Source organism: Nocardiopsis oceanisediminis (assembly GCF_048595525.1).
Lineage (GTDB): Bacteria > Actinomycetota > Actinomycetes > Streptosporangiales > Streptosporangiaceae > Nocardiopsis_A > Nocardiopsis_A oceanisediminis.
In genome coordinates this window covers 3,145,001-3,162,096 of the sequence record NZ_JAFMZJ010000001.1, presented here as the reverse complement: position 1 = coordinate 3,162,096, position 17,096 = coordinate 3,145,001, and the positions used below count along the sequence as shown (strand labels likewise).

Sequence of the window (17,096 nt, the reverse complement as noted above, 5' to 3'; positions counted from 1 at the left end):
TTATTGAATCACTCGATGGAGGCAGCGATTCGCGGTGGCCGCGGGGAGGCGCCGAAGGGCGTTCGAGGCGGCGCTCGCATTACGTCGAACCCATGCTCCACATTCCCCCGGTTTCGTGATGATCAACTGCACTGCCGGAACAAGATAGGCAACGATCACCGCCAAGGCAAGCGCGACCGGATCATCCGCTGTTTCAGCAGGTCGAGCCGGGCGCCGGGAAAAGTGGTCGGACCAGGGCCCCTGAAAAATGAGAAAACCCGACTTTCCCTCACACTGGGACCCATCCTCGAAGATCCTCATACTCGCAGGTCAGAGCGGCTTCGGCGATTTTTCCGACCGAAGCCGACGACCAGGAACTCTTCCGCATCACCGCAGTTCCGAAGGGGAGTGGCCGGACCCCGCGGCGGCGCGAAAACATGTTGACTCCCGGTAGCGGTGTGGCATGCTGATCACCGTCCGGCGTCCGCAGAACGGCCCTCCCGCACCCGTTCCCGCCGGCTCGAAGCAGGAGGTGGCGTCATCATGTCCGTCGGCCTGTCACCCTTCCCGAGCGCTCGCCGCGAACCCGGAAATCCCCCCTGGTGATACCGGGCCGAAAGGCCCCCGCCACGCCGCTTCGCACGTTCTCCCGGCGCCCCTGACCGCCTCGGCGCCGATCATTCACCGACCGAAATTCCGTACCCCGCCGCGCCTTCGCAATGGCGCCGCCGTACGCTCTCGTCATGCCGCGCACCGTTCCGGATGCGCCCGCCGTGAATTCGGCGCGCCCGGATCCGATGGCGGCGATTCGAGTACCGCCGAAAGGACAGGGAATTCCCATGGCCAATCCGTTCGAGGACCCCGAGGGCCGTTTTCTCGTTCTGGTGAACGACGAGGGCCAGCACTCCCTCTGGCCGGCCTTCGCCGACGTCCCCCAGGGCTGGACCACCGTCCACGGTGAGGAGACCCGCGAGTCCTGCCTCCGCTACATCGACGAGCACTGGACCGACCTGCGCCCCCGCTCCCTGGTGGAGGCCATGGCCGAGGGCTGAGCGGCGCCGGGATACGGAGGGGCCCCGGGCCGGGACCGGTGCCGAGAGGATTCCCGCGTTCCCGGATCGCCCGGTACGCCCCGAGCGCTCGCACCTCGTGCGGCGAACCCGGAGGCGGCGGAGCTCGGCTCCCCGCCTCCGCACACCGGGATCCCGTACGCCCCGACCGGCCCCTTTTCGAACTGGCCCCCTGCGCGCTTGGAGCGGCATGCCGTTGGGAGAAGTCCTCTACGCCTCGGTGGTCGCCGTTCTCTGCATCGCCCTGGGAGGCGTCCTCCTGTTCGCCTTCGACGCATTCGTCTCCGCCACGACCAGAGGAAACGGCGGCGAAGAGGGAAGAGCACACGGAAGGGCGGAGTACTTCGGGCTGCGCTACCTCCTCGGGGGAGGCCTGATCCTGTTCGGCGCCCTCGCCGGAGCCTCTTGCATCGAAGAGGCCCTTTCCCTCTTCTGAAGAGGGGCGCTCGAGCTCTTCACCCTCCCGGCGACGCCCTCTCCCGGTCCCGGGAAGGCCGGAATCACCGGTCCGCTTCGCCAGAGGGAGAACGGAGGTCCGGACGGAAACGGCGATCGAGGCCTCGCTCGGTCCTCCGCCGATCCGGAGGCGGCCCCGTCCGTGACCCGGGTCTCCCCAAGAGCACTGTTGACTTCTCTCATCCTTCATTCGAGACTTGCCGCAACAAATTAGGGAAGGCTGACCTAAGTCACCAGTCGGGAGGGGGTGGGTATACACGACCGCGTCTCGGCCGCTCTGGCGGCGCTCCCCTCAGCTCCGGCCGCGCTTGGCCCGAACCGCCCACGCCGAGGAGAATCCGACCGTGCTCGCACCGCCCCGGCTCATGCCCCCGCCCTGGCCCTCAGCGGCGTACTGGCGCTCACCGCCTGCGCGTCGCCCCGGGAGGAGGAGGGCGGCGGCGCACCGTCCGCGGGCTTCCCCGCCTCCGTGGACACCCACTTCGGGAAGGTCTCCGTGCCCGATGCGCCCGAGCGCGTGGTCTCGCTGCTCGCCTCCTACACCGACACGGCCGCGGCGCTGGACGCCGATGTCGTCGGTATCGCCGACTTCTCCGGGGACGGCACCCTGTTCCCCTGGCTGGAGGGGGAGATCGACCTGGAGGGCGGCACCGTGACCGACCTGGGCAACGCCTATGAGCCGATCGGCATCGAGTCCATCGCCGCGCTCGAACCCGACCTCATCCTCGCCAGCCAGTACCAGGTGCCCGACGAGGAGGCCTACGAGCGGCTCTCCGGCATCGCGCCGACCTACGTCTCGCTCGGCCCGACCTCCGACAGCGACCCCTGGCAGGACACCACCCGGGCGATCGGGACGCTGCTGGGCGCCGAGGAGAAGGCGGAGCAGGCGATCGCCGATACCGAGGAGGCCATCGCCGGAACCGCCGAGCGCCGCCCCGCCGCCGACGGCGCCACCGCGGTCTACGCCGGGGTCACCGCCGACGGCTACCGCCCGGTCACCGACCCCGAGGGCCCGACCATGGCGCTGCTGGGAGGACTCGGGTTCACCCTTCCCGAACGGCTCGAGGGCGAGGAGAACATGGCGGTGGTCTCGCCCGAGCTGCTGGAGGACCTGGACGCCGACGCGGTCTTCTACGTCAGCCAGGACGGCACCGCGGTCGAGGAGCTGCCCGGGTGGGACGACCTCTCGGCCGTCGAGCGGGGCACGGCCCAGGAGCTCGACCTGGCCGCCTCCAACGCGCTCATCTCCCCCAGCGTGCTCAACGTGCCCTACGTGCTGGAGGCCATCGACCCCACCCTCGAGGCGCTGGAGGCCTCCTCGTGAACGCCGGCTCCCCCGCCACCCCACCGAGCAGAGGACGGACGGCCATGACCACCCGGCAGATCGGCGGCCTGGCCGCGACCGTCGAGGTCGGCCGCGTCGAGACCCTCACACCGCTGATGCGCCGGATCACGGTGACCGGGGCGGGGCTGCGCGCCTTCGCCGACGTCCACCTCCCCGGCGACGCCGTCAAGGTCGCGCTCACCGCGCAGGGCCGCTCGGCGGAGCTGGACCCCGACGACCGCAGCGCGCCCCTGCACGAACGGCTGGCCGCGGCCGGCCTGGTCACCCGCGTGTACACGCTGCGCGACCTGGCCGGCGACACCGCGTTCCTCGACGTCCTGCTGCACGCACAGGGCCCCGGCGCCGCTTGGGGCGTCCTCGCCCGGCCCGGCGACCGGGTCACGATCGCGGGTCCCGCCTACGGGCACGCCGCCGACCCCGGGGCCGGCGAGTTCGTGCTCATCGCCGACCACGCCGCGCTGCCCGCGCTCGCGGAGACCGCCCGCGCGCTGCCGGCCGGCGCCACCGCCCACGCCTACGTGGCCCTCAGCGGCCCCGGCGAGGCGCAGAAGGTGGTCTCGCCCGCCCGCGTTCGGGCGCACTGGATCACCCCCGCCGACCCGGGCAGTGTCGAGGAGCGCACCCGCGCCCTGCTGGAGGCGGTGCGCGCGGCCCCGTGGAGGGTGCCCGGCACCCGGGTGTGGGCGGCGGGCGAGACCGGCTTGGTCAAGGCGCTGCGCCGGTACATCCGCCGCGACCTCGGCGTGCCCCGGGAGCACGCCCGCTTCTCCGGCTACTGGACCCGCGGCAAGGACCTCGACGCCGCCGACCTGGCGGCCGTCCCCGAGGAGCTGCGGGCCGCCTACGAGGCCTTCGGCTACACCGACAACCACGTGATCGAGGACATCGAGCCGTCGGTGGACCTGGTCTGACCGGCGGCGGAGGGCCGCGCCCCCGCCCCGCCGGGACACCGCCGGGCCACGGGCGGCCCCGGCGGGCCCAGGGCCGGTCCGGCCGTCGCCGGTGCCGCGCGGGCGGCGTGTGCCTTCCGGGGGGGGAGCGTTCCGGTGTCGGCGGCGGGACCGCCGGCCTGCCGCTGCGCGGCGTGCACGCCGCCGGTGCGGGCGCCGCGGTCCGGCCGGCGGCGGCGGCCGCCGCGCCGCGCCGTCGGTGCGTCGGTGCGCGCCGGGGCGGTGCGCTATGCGGCGGCGGCCTGGGCGATGGCCTGGGCGCGGACGTGCAGGCCCTTCCGGTTGATCCAGCGCACGAAGCGGTTGGCGAGCCGGTTGCGCACGGCGGTCTCCCAGCGCATCTCCAGCCGCAGCCGGGCGCGGCCGCCGAGGGGCTCGACGGTGACGCGGAGCGTGCGGGGGGTGGGGACGCCCTCGTCCTCCCGGGCCCAGGTGACCTCGCGGCCGGGGACGCTGTGCACGATCCGCTCCCGGACCGCTGCCCCTTCGTCGTCGGTCAGCTCCACGGCGCCGCCGTCGAGCCGGCGCGACGACGCGGCCGCCGGCAGCTCCCACTCGCCGCGCCGGTCCGGGTCGGCGACCAGGGCCCACAGGTGCTCGGCGGGCACGGGCACCTCCAGTTCGCAGGCGATGCGCTCGCCCCCTTCGGGACCGCGGGCCTCCCCGCCGGGCGCGCCGCCCTCCTTCCCGGGCGGTGCCGGGGCCGCCGCGTCGAGGGCGGCGCGGATCCGGTCGGGGTCGGCCCCCACCCGGTCCAGCAGCCGCCGCGCCCTGCCGCCCTCGTCGTCGATCAGCGCGGCGAGCAGGGCGCGGTCGCCTCCGGCCGAGGGGCAGTCCTCTTCGAGTTCGCGCAGGCGCGGGGTGAGCGGGAGCAGCTGGGGCCCCTCGCCTCCGGGCGGGTCGGAGGGGGCGGGCAGCGGCGCCTCGATCCCCAGCAGGGCGAGGTCCTCCTTGAGGAGCGCGTCGATCGCCGAGCGCGCCTCGGCCAGCCCCACCCCGGCGTCCATCATCAGGCGTGCCGCCGGGCCGCCGTTCATGAGCACGCCGAGCAGCATGTGCTCGAACCCGACCTCGGTCCGGCCGGTGCGCATCGCCTCGCGGCTCGCCGCCCCCTGGATGAGGGTGCGGTCGAATCCGTTGCCGAAGGCGGGTTTCGCGGAGGGTCCGGGCATCATTGGCCTTTCTCGGTCGTGCCGATGTGTCGGAGTCGTTTCCCGTACTTCTTGTGCACGGCCTGGCGGGTCACTCCCAGCGCGGCGGCGATGGAGGACCACGATTCCCCCGCCCGCAGGGCCTGTTCGACCTGGAGCAGTTCCAGGGTGTCGACCAGCGTGCGCAGTGAGGAGACCGCGCGCAGCCCTTCGACGGGAGCGGAGGTGTCCGAGGCGGTGGCCGCCAGCTGTACCGCGTCCATGGTGTCAACCTAGGTTGCGCACACTCGGAGTGTCAACCCGGGTTGCTCCCTCTCGCTCCGGGGCGGATCGGGAAACATGGAGAGGGGAGGGGCGGGAGGGGCGCGCCGCCCTCTGTGTCGCGCCTCTCACCGTCCGGTCGGGAATGGATACTGGAGGGGGTATGTTGGTGCCGAGTGAGGTGATGAAGATGCAGATGACCCCCGAGCTCGTCGGGGACGCCCTCAACCGGCTGAAGCGGGCGCAGGGGCAGCTCTCCGGAGTGATCTCGATGATCGAGGAGGGCGAGGACTGCGCCCAGGTCCTGCAGCAGCTCGCCGCGGTCTCCCGGGCGCTGGACCGGGCCGGGTTCAAGATCGTGGCCAGTGGGATGCGGCACTGCAACTCCGCACGCGAGCGCGGCGAGGAGCCGCCGCTGACCGAGGCCGAGCTGGAGAAGCTCTTCCTGGCCCTGGCCTGACCCCTCCCCCGCAGGCGGCTGCGGGGAGGTCCATCCACCGGGTACCCCCCGGTGTATCCTCCGGATACTCCCCCCTGTATCCGGTCGATACTCCCCGGAGTATCCGGACGGCCGGCGGACCCTCCGCCGGCCCAGCGACGAGAAAGGCGGACGACGTGTACCTCGCCCAGTACTACCTGGACTGCCTGTCCCAGGCCTCCTACATGGTCGCCGACGAGACCACCGGCAGGGCGGTGGTCGTCGACCCCCGCATCGACGTGCAGGAGTACCTCGACGACGCGGCCGAGCGCGGCTTCACCGTCGAGGGCGTCATCAACACCCATCTGCACGCCGACTTCATCTCCGGCCACTTCGAGATCGCCCGGCGCACCGGCGCCTGGATCGGCTACGGGGACAGGGCCGAGGCCCGCTTCCCGTTCCGCCCGCTGGCCGACGGCGAGCGCATCTCCCTGGGAGAGGTGGTCCTGGAGGTCATGCACACCCCGGGGCACACCCCCGAGTCGATCAGCATCGTGGTCCACGAGCGCCCCGGCGACGCCGCCCCCTACGGCGTGCTCACCGGCGACGCGCTGTTCATCGGCGACGTGGGCCGGCCCGACCTGGCCGCCTCCTTCGGCCACTCCCCCGAGCGGCTCGCCCCCATGCTCTACGACTCGGTGCACAACCGGCTCATGGGCCTGCCCGACGCCACCCGGCTCTTCCCCGGCCACGGCGCCGGATCGGCCTGCGGCAAGAACCTGTCCACCGAGAAGTGGTCCACCATCGGCGAGCAGCGCCTGAGCAACTACGCGGTACAGCCGATGGACGTGGAGACCTTCACCGAGCTGGTCACCGAGGGCCAGGAGGCCGTCCCCGCCTACTTCGCCCACGACGCCGGGCGCAACCGCGAGGCCCGCGAGCCCGTCGACATCGATGCGCTGGCCCGCCCACTGGAGCCGGAGGAGTTCCTGGCCCGGCGCGCCGCGGGCGCCGTCGTGGTCGACTCCCGCGACCAGCTCGCCTTCTCCGCCGGCCACCTGCGCGGCTCGGTCAACATCGGCACCGAGGGCCGGTTCGCCGAGACCTCCGGCATGGTGGTGGAGCCCGACCGGGAGATCCTGATCGTGGCCGCCGAGGGGAGCGAGCGCGAGACCGCGATGCGCCTGGCCCGGGTGGGGCTGGACCGCATCGCCGGCCACCTGGCCCGCCCCGAGGCGTCGCTGGCCGGGATGGCCGACCTGGTCGAGCGGGCGCCCAGGGTCGGGGCCGAGGAGCTGCGCGCGTCGCTGGCCGGCCCGGAGCGGCCGGTGGTGGTGGACGTGCGCGGCGCCGCCGAGCGCGACCGGGAGGGCACCGTCCCCGGGGCGGTGCACATCCCGCTGGCGGCCCTGCCCTCCCGGGCCGGTGAGATCCCCGCCGACCGCCCCGTGGTGGTGCACTGCGCCGGCGGCTACCGGTCCAGCGTGGCCGCCAGCTACCTGCGCTCCCTGGGCCGGGAGAACGTGTCCGACCTGGTCGGCGGATACGGCGCCTACCGGCTGACCGCCGCCTGACCCCCTCCCCCTCCGCGCCCGCGGGACGGGTCGACCCCCGTCCCGCGGGTACTCCCCCCCGTATCCCCCTCCCCGCAACCCGATTCCACAGGAGCCCTGACCGTGTCCCACACCTCCGTCGACGTGCACGCCGTGCGCACCCTGACCGAGACCGACCCCGACACCCTGCTGGTGGACGTGCGAACCCCGGCCGAGTACGAGAGCGCGCGCATCCCCGGCGCCGTCAACCTCCCCCTGCAAGCGGTCGACGCGCACCTGGAGCGCATCGCCTCCCGCACCGGGGGCCGCCTGGTCATCGTCTGCCAGTCCGGCGCCCGCGCCCTCCGGTTCCAGGAGAAGCTGGCCGGGGCGGGCGCGGCGGACACCGCCGTGCTCACCGGCGGGATGAACGCCTGGCGGGCCGCGGGCGGCCCGGTGGTCGAGGGCCGCCGCACCTGGGCCCTGGAGCGGCAGGTCCGCCTGGTCGCCGGGGGCATCGTGCTGGCCTCGGTGCTGGCCTCGGTGTGGTGGCCGCCCGCGGTGTGGGTCGCCGGGTTCATCGGCGCCGGGCTGACCTTCGCCGCGATCACCGACACCTGCGCGATGGGCATGGCGCTGGCGAAGCTGCCCTACAACCGGCCGCGCGGCGTCCTCGACATCGAGGGCTCCCTGGCGCGCGTCGCGCCGCGCGCCTGAGCCGCGCGCCTGGCCGGCCGCCGCAGGCGCTCCGGCGGGCGCGCCGCGGCCCCGGGCCGGTGCCCGGGGCCGCCTCCGGCGTGCGCTCCGGCGGGTCAGGCGGGCCCGGTGTAGCCGGTGGCCAGCACCAGCAGCGGCAGGGCCAGGTTGTTGACGACGTGGACCGCCACCGCGGGCCAGATCGACCCGCTGCGGCGCATCAGCTCGGCGGCGATGGCGCCCACCACGACCGCCGCGGGCAGGATGATGTTGATGCCGTGGAAGAGGGCGAAGACCACCGAGCTGGACAGCACGCCGATGACGGGCCCGTAGCGGAGCAGGGCGTTGGCGACGACCCCGCGGAAGAGGAACTCCTCGCCGATGGGGGTGAGCACGGACAGGAACAGCATGGTCAGGATCAGCGGCAGCACACCGCCGCCGGCCGCGTCGTAGTACATGCCCTGGGGGTCGGACTCGAGGCCGGTCAGGATCGTGACGGCGTAGGTCAGGATCCCCTTGGCGAACAGGGCGACCAGCCCGCCGAGGACGCCGATGAGCATCCAGCGCCAGGTGGTGCGGCGCACGCTGAAGGCGGCGAGCGAGCGGATGCGCAGCAGCGCGGCCGCGGCGAAGCCGGCCAGGCCGGCCACCCCGGACCAGGCCGCGACGACCAGCCCGTAGGGCACCGGGTCGAGGTCCATCCCCATCGGCCCGAAGAGCAGCAGTGCGGCCGTCGCGGCCACCAGGGCGAGCAGGCCGACGGCGATCTCGGGCCAGCCGGGGCGCGGGGGCGTGCCGGCCCCGGCGGGGGCCGGCCGCTGCGAGTGGTCGGGGCGGGCGGTCGACATGGCGGACTCCTTGCCTCATCCGTATCGGTCGGTCTCATCGGGTGCCGCCGGGCGCGGCCGGACCGGTCGCGCGCTCCGCGGCGGCGCCGCGGCGAAGGCGCCGGCCCCGGCGGCCCGGCTAGGCGGACCTGCTGTGCGCGACGGCCATGCGGACCGCCCTGCGGAGGCCGGGGAACTCCGCGTCGAACCGGTCCCGGAGCGCCCGGAGCGCCTTCCGGTGCTCCCTGCGCTCCTTCGGGGCGATCAGGGTCCAGACGTCGCCTTCGACCGCGAGCACGGCCAGGACCGCGTCCTCGACGGGGACGGCCGCCCCGCCGTGCTCCGCCAGCACCGCCCGGCGGGTCCGCTCGCGCATCCGGCGGAGCCGCCCGGGGTCGCGCGGGGCCACCTCGGTGGTGCGGAACACCCCCAGGACCCGGCCGCGCTCGACCGTGATCGCCCCGTCCTCGGCGAGCCGTCCGCGCACGGCCCGCTCGGCCTCGGCCATCCGGCTCATGACGGCGCCGACCCAGCGGAGCGGGCGGTCCCGGACCACCCCGGCCAGCACTTCGGCCAGGAACGGGTCGTCCGGTGCTCCGGCGCCGCCGCCCACCGCCCTGCCGTCCCGGTCGTGCAGCCGCCCGCCGATGATCAGCTCGGCCAGCGCGGCGGCGGTCAGCAGGTGGTCGCGGCAGGCGGCGCTGACCGGGTCCAGCCGGTTCCGGTCGAGGTCGTAGCTGAGCAGGTAGAGCCGTTCCGGCAGGGTCAGGGCCATGTCGCTCTCCTCGGCGCCGCCCTCTCGGGGCCGGGGCGGCGGGTCGACGACCGGTGCAGCGGGCATGCCCCCATTCCAGCCCCTGACACGCACGCCCGGCAGTGCGGCCGTGTCACCGCCCGCCCATGACGTTTCCGCGAGGGGGCCCATGACGCGGCGTCACCCGCGGCGGCGAGGCGGGGCGCCCTGGACGGAATCCGCGCGGGGCGCCGGCCCCGGGCGCCCCGCTTTCGCGCGCCCCGCCGCCGGCCGGCGCCCGCCTGCTCCGGGCCGGCGCGCTACCCGGCCCGCGCGACCAGCAGCGACATCTCGGAGGCCAGCCCGCGCGCCTCTTCCAGGCGCAGTCCGGCGGCGGCCAGCAGCCGCCGGTACTCGGCCAGGGTGCGCTCCCGCCCCCCGGTCATCACCATCATGTGCAGGTCGAAGGCGAGCGAGAGCGGCGGGTGGCCGTGGTCGGGCAGCACCCGCTCCAGGATGAGCACCGCCCCGCCGCCGGCCATCGCCCGCGCGCACCGGGACAGCAGCGCCCGGCAGGCCTCGTCGTCCCAGTTGTGCAGCACCCGGCAGAGCAGGTAGGCGTCGCCGCGCTCCGGGACGGCCTCGGTGAAGTCGCCGACCGCCACCTCGCAGCGGCCCTGCCCGACCAGGTCGGACAGGGCCTCGCGTGCTTCGGCGGCGGCCGCCGGGAGTTCCAGCAGGACGCCGGTGGCCGCCGGGTGGGCGCGCAGCACCGAGGCCAGCAGGCCGCCGTCGCCGCCGCCGACGTCGACCACCCGGGCCTTGTCCGGGAAGGCGAAGGCGCCGGAGACCTCGCTCAGGAAGGCGCTGCCCGCCGCGATGCCCTCGGTGTAGCGGGCCGCCTCCTCCGGGCGGGCGGCCAGGTAGTCGAAGACGCCCGTCCCGTGGGCCAGTTCGAAGGCCTGGTCGCCGGTGCGCACCGCCTCGGCCAGCCGCTCCCAGGCGTCGGCGAAGTAGCGCTCGGAGTAGAGCAGCACCAGCGGCCGCAGCGAGCCGGGGGCGTCGCGGCGGAGCAGTGCGCCCTGCCCGGTCAGGGCGAAGGCGCCCGGGGCGCCGCGGCCGTCCTCCTCCAGCACGCCGGCCGCGGCCAGGACCCGGAGCAGGCGGTGGAGCGACTCCGCGTCGGCCTGCACCTTCGCGGCCAGCTCCCGGGCGGTGCGCGGCCCCTCGGCGAGCAGGTCGGGCACGCCCAGCCGGACCGCGGCGCCCACCGCGCCGAACAGCCACGGCCCCACCAGGAGCCGCATCAGGCCGTCGCGCGGATCCTCGGCGCCGGGTCCGCCGGGGCGGCTCTGCTCAGGGGGGTTTCGGTTCACGGGTGCCTCGCTTCCCATGGTCGGCGACATCGGTGGGCCCGCTCGGCGCCCGCGCCGCGGCCGGTTCCTCCGTCCGCCCGCGGGCCGGGGCCCGCTCCTCCCCGTCCTCGGCCGGACCGGTGCCCCGCCTCCTGGCGGCCGACCGGACCGGGCCGCCGCGCGGACCGGTTCCGGCGGCCGCGCCCACAGCATCAGAGTGCCCGGTGCGGAGGACCGGAACGCCTCGATCGTTGACGGGAGAGGGCGGCGGGCGCAGAAGAGCACCCGGCTCCCCCGCCCTTCCCCGTCGGCCTTGACGCTGCGGCCCTGTCGGAGCGCTCCGACAGGGCCGCAGCGTCAAGGCCGACGCCCGGGGGCGGGCCTCTCCCGCCGGCGGTCTCGGACGCGCGGGCCGGGGAGTTCTCCGCGCCCGGCCGGGACGGCCCGTCCGCCGCGGCCGGGGTCAGGGCTCCCAGTGGGCGAGCCGGTGCAGTGCGGCGGCGGTCCGGGCGAAGCCGTCGTCACCGAGCAGGGCGCGGAGTTCGGCGTTGAACCGGTCGACCGCGGGGCGGGCGGCGCGCAGGGCGGCGTCGCCCTCCTCGGTCAGCTCCAGGAGGACGGCGCGGTGCTCGTCGGGGTGGGCCCGCCGGGTGATCAGGCCGGCCTCGGCCAGCCGGCGGACCAGCGCGGTGACCGCGGACTCGCGCAGGTCCAGGGCGGCGGCGAGGCGCCGCTGGGTGAGGGCCGAGCCGTCGCGTATCGCGAACAGCGCGGCGAGCTGGGCGGTGGTGACCCCCGCGGCGTCCAGGCAGCGGCGGTCCGCGGTGGTGCGCAGCCGGTGGGCGGCCCGCTGCAGCAGGAAGAAGAGGCGCTGGTCCGGGTCGGGCATGAGCCGATCTTGACAGACCCGGGGGCGCCCCGCCATTCTCACTTCACTAGTGAAGCGAGGTGAGCACGGACCATGAGCGCCCCCGATCTGGCCCTGGCCCGGAAGGTCCTGGCGGCCCAGCCGTTCAGCGCCCTCCTCGGCACCCGGCTGACCGCCTTCGGCGGCGGCGAGGCCGTACTGGAGCTGGACATCCGCGACGAGCTGCGCCAGCAGAACGGATTCGTGCACGGCGGCGTGCTCGGCTACCTGGCGGACAACGCCCTGACCTTCGCCGCCGGCACCGCGGCCGGCACCGACCTGATCACGGCCGGCTTCTCCGTCGACTACCTGCGCCCGGCCGACGGGGTCCTGCTGCGGGCCCGCGCCCGGGTCGTCCGCGCCGGGCGGACCCGCGTCGTGTGCCGCTGCGACATCTCCACCGAGGACGCCGGGGGCGCCGAGGCGCTGTGCGCCGTCGCCCAGGGCGCCATCGCGGTCTCCGCACCGCCGGGCGGCGCCCCCGACCCGGGCGCCTGACCGCACCCCCGACCCGCGCCCGGCCTCCGCCGCACACGGAAGCGATCGGCGCTCCCCGCCCGGCGGGCGGAATCCCCCTTGCGCTTCACTGACCATTCGGTCAGACTGCTGACCAAGTGGTCAGTGACATGCGGGCGGAGGGGGCGATCGCGCCATGGGCGAGGAAGAGGCGGCGGCCGGGCGGGACCGGGCGGGCCCCGCGGAGGCGCCGGCCCGGCGGCCGCGGCGCCGGCGGCTGCTCCGGTGGGCGGCGGCCGGCCTGGCGGTCGCCCTGCTCGCCGGCTGGGCGCACGCCCGCGGCGGCGCCCCGGTGGGCCACTTCACCTCCGCCGAGGGGTACGACCACTACGCCGCCGCCTACGAGCGGGCGATGGAGGAGCTCCCGGAGCCCGACGCGGTGCTGGACGTGCGGACCGACTACGGGGTGGTCCGGATGTACCGGTTCGACGGCGCCGAGCCGGACAAGGCCCCGCTGGTGCTGCTGCCGGGCCGGGCCTCGGGGGCCGCGATGTTCGCCGGCAACCTCGCGCCGCTGCGGAAGGTGCGCACCGTCTACACGGTCGACCTGCTCGGCGAGCCCGGGGCCAGCGTCCAGACCCGCCCGATCACCGATGACGGGAGCCAGGCCCGCTGGCTGCACCAGGCGCTCTCCGAGCTGCCCGAGCCCCGGGTGCACCTGCTCGGCGTCTCGATCGGCGGCTGGACCGCGATGAACCTCGCCACCAGGACACCGGACGCCCTGGCCGGCATGGTCCTGATCGATCCCGCGATGACCTTCGCCGACATGCCGGCGGAGACGGTGCTGCGGTCCGTCCCGGCCTCGGTCCCCTGGTTCCCGAAGAGCTGGCGGGACGGATTCAACTCCTGGACCGCCGGCGGCACACCGGTGGAGGACGTCCCGGTGGCGGACATGATCGAGTCGGGCATGCGGAACTACGCGCTGCGGCTGCCGGCGCCGTCCCGGTTCCCCGCCGAGCGGATCGCCGCGGTCGACCTGCCGGTGCTGGCGATCATCGCCGGCGAGTCCGTGATGCACGACCCGGCGGAGGCCGTGCGCCGGGCGGAGGCCTCCCTGTCCCGGGGCACCGTGCTGACCTACCCGGACGCCTCGCACGCGATCAGCGGCGAGTACCCGGAGGAGATCGCCGCCGACGTCGCGGACTTCCTCGCCGGGGCGGAGTGAGGGGCGGGCGGGCGCTCCGGCCCGGCCCCGGCGGGCCGCGCCGCCCGCGCGGCATGCGGAAGGATGGAGCGCGGCGGCGGCCGCCGCCGCACCGTCGCAGGAAGGTCGAACAGCAGTGCCCACCAGCCCCCGCAGCGCCGGCGGCGCGCCGGACCGGCGGCCGACCCTCACCGAGCAGGCCCGGCGCGCCCAGCTGATCTCCGCCACCATCGGCATCGTCGCCGCCCGCGGCCACGCCGGCTGCTCCCTGCAGCGCATCGCCGACGCCGCCGGCATCACCAAGGGCGCGGTCATCTACCACTTCGCGTCGAAGGACGCGGTGATCCGCGCCGCCTACGAGTCGGTCATCGGCGCCCTCACCGGGCGGGTCGAGGCCGCGCTGGCGCGGGCCGCCGGCCCGGCGGACGCGGTGGACGCCTACGTCGAGTCGGTGATCGGCCACATGGCGGAGAACCCGGCCCACGTGCGCATGCTCGTCGAAGCGCTCGCCCCCGGCAGCGGCACCGGCATCGAGGACGGCCCCGGGTCGGCCGCGCGCCGGCGGCCGCTCGCCGACCTGATCGGCGCGGCGGTGCGGGCCGGGGAGTACCGGCCGGAGCTGGACGCCGAGACCATGGCGGTCATCCTCAACGGCGCGATCGACGCGGTCGTGGCGCGCGGCCTGGAGGAGGCGGACGCCGACCTCTCCGCCGGGACCGCCGCCGTCCTCGACATGCTGCACCGCACCGCCCTGCGCACGCCCGGCCGCTGACCCCGGGCCGCCCGCCCCCGGGAACACCGCGGAAACGGGCCGCGCCGCCGGGGGCGCCGCCCCGCGGCCGCGCGGGAGGGGGCGCCGGGATCCGCCTCCGGTGCGGAAGGCGGACGGTGGCCCGCTCCCAGAGCGGAGGCGGCCCCGTCCTGGCCGCCGACCGCGTCTGGGGCGGGCCGCTCGAAAGGCCCCGCCCGCCTGCCGGGCCCCGGCAGGCCCTTGCGGCGCACCGCGCCGAGAGGGGCGGTGCTCCCCGCCGGGCAGGCCGCCCGCGCCCCGGGGGCCGGGCGGCCGCCCCTTCCCGGCGTCCGGGCGGGCGCCGCCCCCGCGGCCGCCCGCACCGGATCCCTCCGCCCCGCGGCCCCCGGCGGGCGCTCCGGTGAGGCCGCCGCCGCAGGAGGGGAGAGCGGGCCGCACCGCATCGCGGGCGAGGCCCGCCCCCTCCCCCTCCTCGGCGGATCAGGGTCCCACCGGCAAGAGAACCTTCGTTCTCCACCGGAGAGCGTACGATCGAGAATGGATGTTCTCAAGGGGCGAGCGGAAAAGAGGCCGGATTTGGACACGATCGCGACCGACCGGGCACGGGTGCTGGAGGCCGCCGACGCCCTGTTCTACGCGCACGGCATCCAGGCGGTGGGGATGGACCGCATCCGCGACGCCGCCCGGGTGCCCCTCAAGCGCCTCTACCGGGCCTTCCCCTCCAAGACCGCGCTGGTCGAGGCCTACCTGCGGTACCGCGACACCCGGTCCCGCGCGGCCCTGCGCGAGCACACCGACGGCGTCCCCGACCCCCGGGAGCGCATCCTGGCGGTGTTCGACTGGCTGCAGGCGTGGTGCGGGCAGCCGGAGTTCCGCGGGTGCGCGTTCAGCAACGCCTACGGCGAGCTGGGCGAAGACGCGGATCCGGTCTACCGGGCCGTGCGCGACCACATGGACGCCGTCGGCGAGCAGCTGCACGCCCTGGCCGCCGCCACCACCGCGCCCGACCCGGACGCCCTCGCCCGGCAGCTGCACATCCTGGTGGCCGGCACCCTCTCCCTCTCCGCCGTCCAGCAGAGCTCCGAGCCCGCCGTCCAGGCCCGCGCCGCCGCCCGGGCCATCCTGGAGGCCCTCCCCGGGGAGCCCGCTCCGGCGGAGCACCGGGCGCCGGCCTTCCGCTCCCCGGGGGCGTAGCCCCGGCACCCCGCGCCGGAGCGCGGCCGACCGGGCCCCGGAAGCAGAGAAGGCAGGGAGAAGAGAGCTCCCTGCCACTCTCAACGTATAGCGCACCCGGGGGCTTGCGGCAAGACCCGGGTCGTGCCGGAGAATCGGCGCCCACGGCCGGTCCCACCGGCGCGGACACCCTGGAGCGCGCACGCCCTCGCCTGCGCGGCCGCGGTGCGCGCCGCCGGGCCGCGCGGACCGGCCGACCGGGCACCGGCTTGTCTTATGGGGGTCTCATGAACGACGTGATCATCGCCGGCGGCGGACCGACCGGCATGATGCTCGCCGCCGAGCTGCGGCTGCACGGGGTGGACGTGCTCGTGCTGGAGAAGGAGGAGGAGCCGGTCGGGTACGTCCGCGCGCTCGGCCTGCACGTGCGCAGCATCGAGGTGATGGAGCAGCGCGGGCTGCTGGAGCGCTTCCTCGAGCACGGGCGGAAGTACCCGCTCGGCGGCTTCTTCGCGGGCATCTCCAAGCCGCAGCCCGAGGGGCTGGACACCGCGCACGCCTACGTCCTCGCCATCCCGCAGCCCGTCACCGACCGCCTGCTGGCCGAGCGCGCCGCCGAGCTCGGCGCCGAGATCCGGCGCGGCCGCGAGCTGGTCGGGCTGGAGCAGGACGACGAGGGGGTGACCGCCGAGCTGGCCGACGGCACCCGGCTGCGCTCGCGCTACCTGGTCGGCTGCGACGGCGGCCGCAGCACGGTGCGCAGACTGCTCGGCGTCGGCTTCCCCGGCGAGCCCAGCCGCAACGAGACCCTGCTGGGCGAGATGCTGGTGACCGCGCCGCCGGAGGAGTTGGCCTCCGCGACGGCCGAGGTCCGCAAGACCCAGCTGCGGTTCGGCATCGGGCCCTTCGGGGACGACGGGACGCACCGCGTCGTCGTGCCCGCCGAGGGGGTGGCCGCGGACCGCTCGGTCCCGCCGACCCTGGACGAGTTCAAGCGGCGGCTGCGGGCGGTGGCCGGAACCGACTTCGGCGTGCACTCGCCGCGCTGGATGTCCCGCTTCGGCGACGCCACCCGGCTGGCCGAGCGCTACCGGGTCGGCCGGGTGCTGCTGGCCGGCGACGCGGCGCACGTCCACCCGCCGGTCGGCGGCCAGGGGCTCAACCTCGGCGTCCAGGACGCGTTCAACCTCGGCTGGAAGCTGGCCGCCGAGGTCGCCGGGTGGGCGCCGGAGGGGCTGCTCGACGGCTACCAGGACGAGCGGCGCCCGGTCGCCGCCGACGTGCTGGACAACACCCGCGCGCAGATGGAGCTGATGTCCACCGAGCCGGGCCCCCGGGCGGTGCGCCGGCTGCTGACGGAGCTGATGGACATCGAGGAGGTGAACCGGCGCCTGATCGAGAAGATCATCGCGATCGGGATCCGCTACGACCTGGGCGGGGGCCACGAGCTGGTCGGCAGGCGGATGCCCGACATCGCGCTGGAGCGGGGCCGCCTCTACGGCCTGATGCACGGCGGCCGCGGGCTGCTCCTGGACCGGACCGGGCGGCTCTCGGTGGAGGGCTGGGCGGACCGGGTCGACCACGTCGTCGACGGCGGCGGGGAGCCGGACGCGCCCGCCGTGCTGCTGCGGCCGGACGGGCACGTGGCGTGGGTCGGCGAAGACCTGCAGGAGCTCCGCCCCCGCCTGGCGGAGTGGTTCGGCTCCCCCACCGGCTGAGCACGGCGGACGCGGCCGGGACCGCCCCCGGGGCCGCCGCTCCGAAAGCGGCGTCCGGTGGCGCGGTCCCGGCCGCGTCCGCGTGCCCGCGGTGCGGGCCGGCTCGAACAGGTG

General features: G+C 75.6%; 18 protein-coding genes. 12 read left to right on the top strand and 6 right to left on the bottom strand.

Annotated features, from left to right (window positions below):
• Positions 1–818: 818 nt before the first annotated feature.
• The 4 genes from J0910_RS13910 to J0910_RS13895 all read left to right on the top strand — a co-directional run bounded on the left by J0910_RS13910 (position 819) and on the right by J0910_RS13895 (position 3,761).
• The gene (locus J0910_RS13910) at positions 819–1,031 is read left to right on the top strand and encodes an MbtH family protein (RefSeq protein ID WP_420158926.1); all 213 of its coding nucleotides are present in this window, start codon (positions 819–821) and stop codon (positions 1,029–1,031) included.
• Positions 1,032–1,239: 208 nt separating this feature from the next.
• Positions 1,240–1,485 (top strand): hypothetical protein, encoded by a 246-nt coding sequence (locus J0910_RS13905; RefSeq protein WP_420158925.1) that lies wholly within the window; start codon positions 1,240–1,242, stop codon positions 1,483–1,485.
• A gap of 516 nt (positions 1,486–2,001) precedes the next feature.
• Positions 2,002–2,829: an ABC transporter substrate-binding protein gene (locus tag J0910_RS13900; RefSeq protein WP_420158924.1), complete on the top strand. Its 828-nt coding sequence runs from the start codon at positions 2,002–2,004 to the stop codon at positions 2,827–2,829.
• 44 nt (positions 2,830–2,873) lie between these two features.
• Complete coding sequence (locus tag J0910_RS13895) at positions 2,874–3,761, top strand: siderophore-interacting protein (protein WP_420158923.1); 888 nt, start codon at positions 2,874–2,876, stop codon at positions 3,759–3,761.
• Positions 3,762–4,027: 266 nt separating this feature from the next.
• Here J0910_RS13895 and J0910_RS13890 read toward each other — a convergent pair whose 3' ends face one another.
• The gene (locus J0910_RS13890) at positions 4,028–4,975 is read right to left on the bottom strand and encodes an SRPBCC family protein (protein ID WP_420158922.1); all 948 of its coding nucleotides are present in this window, start codon (positions 4,973–4,975) and stop codon (positions 4,028–4,030) included.
• Positions 4,972–5,214: a hypothetical protein gene (locus tag J0910_RS13885; RefSeq protein ID WP_017593901.1), complete on the bottom strand. Its 243-nt coding sequence runs from the start codon at positions 5,212–5,214 to the stop codon at positions 4,972–4,974. The genes J0910_RS13890 and J0910_RS13885 overlap by 4 nt, the downstream gene beginning before the upstream one ends.
• 188 nt (positions 5,215–5,402) lie before the next feature.
• On the opposite strand from J0910_RS13885, the gene J0910_RS13880 reads away from it, so the two are divergent.
• The 3 genes from J0910_RS13880 (at position 5,403) to J0910_RS13870 (ending at position 7,879) form a co-directional block, all read left to right on the top strand.
• The gene (locus J0910_RS13880) at positions 5,403–5,672 is read left to right on the top strand and encodes a metal-sensitive transcriptional regulator (protein WP_026120423.1); all 270 of its coding nucleotides are present in this window, start codon (positions 5,403–5,405) and stop codon (positions 5,670–5,672) included.
• A gap of 155 nt (positions 5,673–5,827) precedes the next feature.
• Entirely contained in the window at positions 5,828–7,204 is a 1,377-nt protein-coding gene (locus J0910_RS13875; RefSeq protein ID WP_420158921.1) for an MBL fold metallo-hydrolase, read from the top strand.
• Positions 7,205–7,306: 102 nt separating this feature from the next.
• Positions 7,307–7,879, top strand: coding sequence for a rhodanese-like domain-containing protein (locus tag J0910_RS13870; RefSeq protein ID WP_420158920.1), 573 nt, complete (start codon positions 7,307–7,309; stop codon positions 7,877–7,879).
• A gap of 95 nt (positions 7,880–7,974) precedes the next feature.
• On the opposite strand, the gene J0910_RS13865 is transcribed toward J0910_RS13870, so the two are convergent.
• The 4 genes from J0910_RS13865 to J0910_RS13850 form a co-directional block, all read right to left on the bottom strand.
• Positions 7,975–8,706, bottom strand: a complete 732-nt coding sequence (locus J0910_RS13865) for a CPBP family intramembrane glutamic endopeptidase (protein ID WP_420158919.1) — start codon at positions 8,704–8,706, stop codon at positions 7,975–7,977.
• A 118-nt stretch (positions 8,707–8,824) separates the two neighbouring features.
• A complete protein-coding gene (locus J0910_RS13860) occupies positions 8,825–9,526 on the bottom strand; it encodes a GPP34 family phosphoprotein (RefSeq protein ID WP_420158918.1) in 702 nt (233 codons plus the stop codon).
• Positions 9,527–9,738: 212 nt separating this feature from the next.
• The gene (locus J0910_RS13855; protein WP_420158917.1) at positions 9,739–10,794 is read right to left on the bottom strand and encodes a methyltransferase; all 1,056 of its coding nucleotides are present in this window, start codon (positions 10,792–10,794) and stop codon (positions 9,739–9,741) included.
• Positions 10,795–11,236: 442 nt separating this feature from the next.
• A complete protein-coding gene (locus J0910_RS13850; RefSeq protein ID WP_420158916.1) occupies positions 11,237–11,662 on the bottom strand; it encodes a MarR family winged helix-turn-helix transcriptional regulator in 426 nt (141 codons plus the stop codon).
• 72 nt (positions 11,663–11,734) lie between these two features.
• Here J0910_RS13850 and J0910_RS13845 point away from each other — a divergent pair, with 72 nt between their 5' ends.
• The 5 genes from J0910_RS13845 (at position 11,735) to rox (ending at position 16,982) form a co-directional block, all read left to right on the top strand.
• On the top strand, positions 11,735–12,178 hold the full coding sequence (locus J0910_RS13845) for a PaaI family thioesterase (RefSeq protein WP_420158915.1): 444 nt from the start codon (positions 11,735–11,737) through the stop codon (positions 12,176–12,178).
• Between the two features lie 154 nt (positions 12,179–12,332).
• Positions 12,333–13,361: an alpha/beta fold hydrolase gene (locus J0910_RS13840; protein WP_420158914.1), complete on the top strand. Its 1,029-nt coding sequence runs from the start codon at positions 12,333–12,335 to the stop codon at positions 13,359–13,361.
• Between the two features lie 115 nt (positions 13,362–13,476).
• Complete coding sequence (locus J0910_RS13835) at positions 13,477–14,112, top strand: TetR/AcrR family transcriptional regulator (RefSeq protein WP_420158913.1); 636 nt, start codon at positions 13,477–13,479, stop codon at positions 14,110–14,112.
• A 555-nt stretch (positions 14,113–14,667) separates the two neighbouring features.
• The gene (locus tag J0910_RS13830) at positions 14,668–15,285 is read left to right on the top strand and encodes a TetR/AcrR family transcriptional regulator (RefSeq protein ID WP_420158912.1); all 618 of its coding nucleotides are present in this window, start codon (positions 14,668–14,670) and stop codon (positions 15,283–15,285) included.
• Between the two features lie 266 nt (positions 15,286–15,551).
• A complete protein-coding gene (gene rox / locus J0910_RS13825; RefSeq protein WP_420158911.1) occupies positions 15,552–16,982 on the top strand; it encodes a rifampin monooxygenase in 1,431 nt (476 codons plus the stop codon).
• Positions 16,983–17,096 lie beyond the last annotated feature (114 nt).

Excerpts from the sequence above, each read along its gene's own strand:
- J0910_RS13910 (WP_420158926.1), top strand. The coding sequence starts at position 819 with ATGGCCAATCCGTTCGAGGACCCCGAGGGCCGTTTTCTCGTTCTGGTG.
- rox (WP_420158911.1), top strand. The coding sequence starts at position 15,552 with ATGAACGACGTGATCATCGCCGGCGGCGGACCGACCGGCATGATGCTC.
- J0910_RS13840 (WP_420158914.1), top strand. The coding sequence starts at position 12,333 with ATGGGCGAGGAAGAGGCGGCGGCCGGGCGGGACCGGGCGGGCCCCGCG.
- J0910_RS13880 (WP_026120423.1), top strand. The coding sequence starts at position 5,403 with ATGCAGATGACCCCCGAGCTCGTCGGGGACGCCCTCAACCGGCTGAAG.
- J0910_RS13845 (WP_420158915.1), top strand. The coding sequence starts at position 11,735 with ATGAGCGCCCCCGATCTGGCCCTGGCCCGGAAGGTCCTGGCGGCCCAG.
- J0910_RS13905 (WP_420158925.1), top strand. The coding sequence starts at position 1,240 with ATGCCGTTGGGAGAAGTCCTCTACGCCTCGGTGGTCGCCGTTCTCTGC.
- J0910_RS13890 (WP_420158922.1), bottom strand. The coding sequence starts at position 4,975 with ATGATGCCCGGACCCTCCGCGAAACCCGCCTTCGGCAACGGATTCGAC.
- J0910_RS13865 (WP_420158919.1), bottom strand. The coding sequence starts at position 8,706 with ATGTCGACCGCCCGCCCCGACCACTCGCAGCGGCCGGCCCCCGCCGGG.
- J0910_RS13885 (WP_017593901.1), bottom strand. The coding sequence starts at position 5,214 with ATGGACGCGGTACAGCTGGCGGCCACCGCCTCGGACACCTCCGCTCCC.
- J0910_RS13860 (WP_420158918.1), bottom strand. The coding sequence starts at position 9,526 with ATGCCCGCTGCACCGGTCGTCGACCCGCCGCCCCGGCCCCGAGAGGGC.
- J0910_RS13850 (WP_420158916.1), bottom strand. The coding sequence starts at position 11,662 with ATGCCCGACCCGGACCAGCGCCTCTTCTTCCTGCTGCAGCGGGCCGCC.
- J0910_RS13895 (WP_420158923.1), top strand. The coding sequence starts at position 2,874 with ATGACCACCCGGCAGATCGGCGGCCTGGCCGCGACCGTCGAGGTCGGC.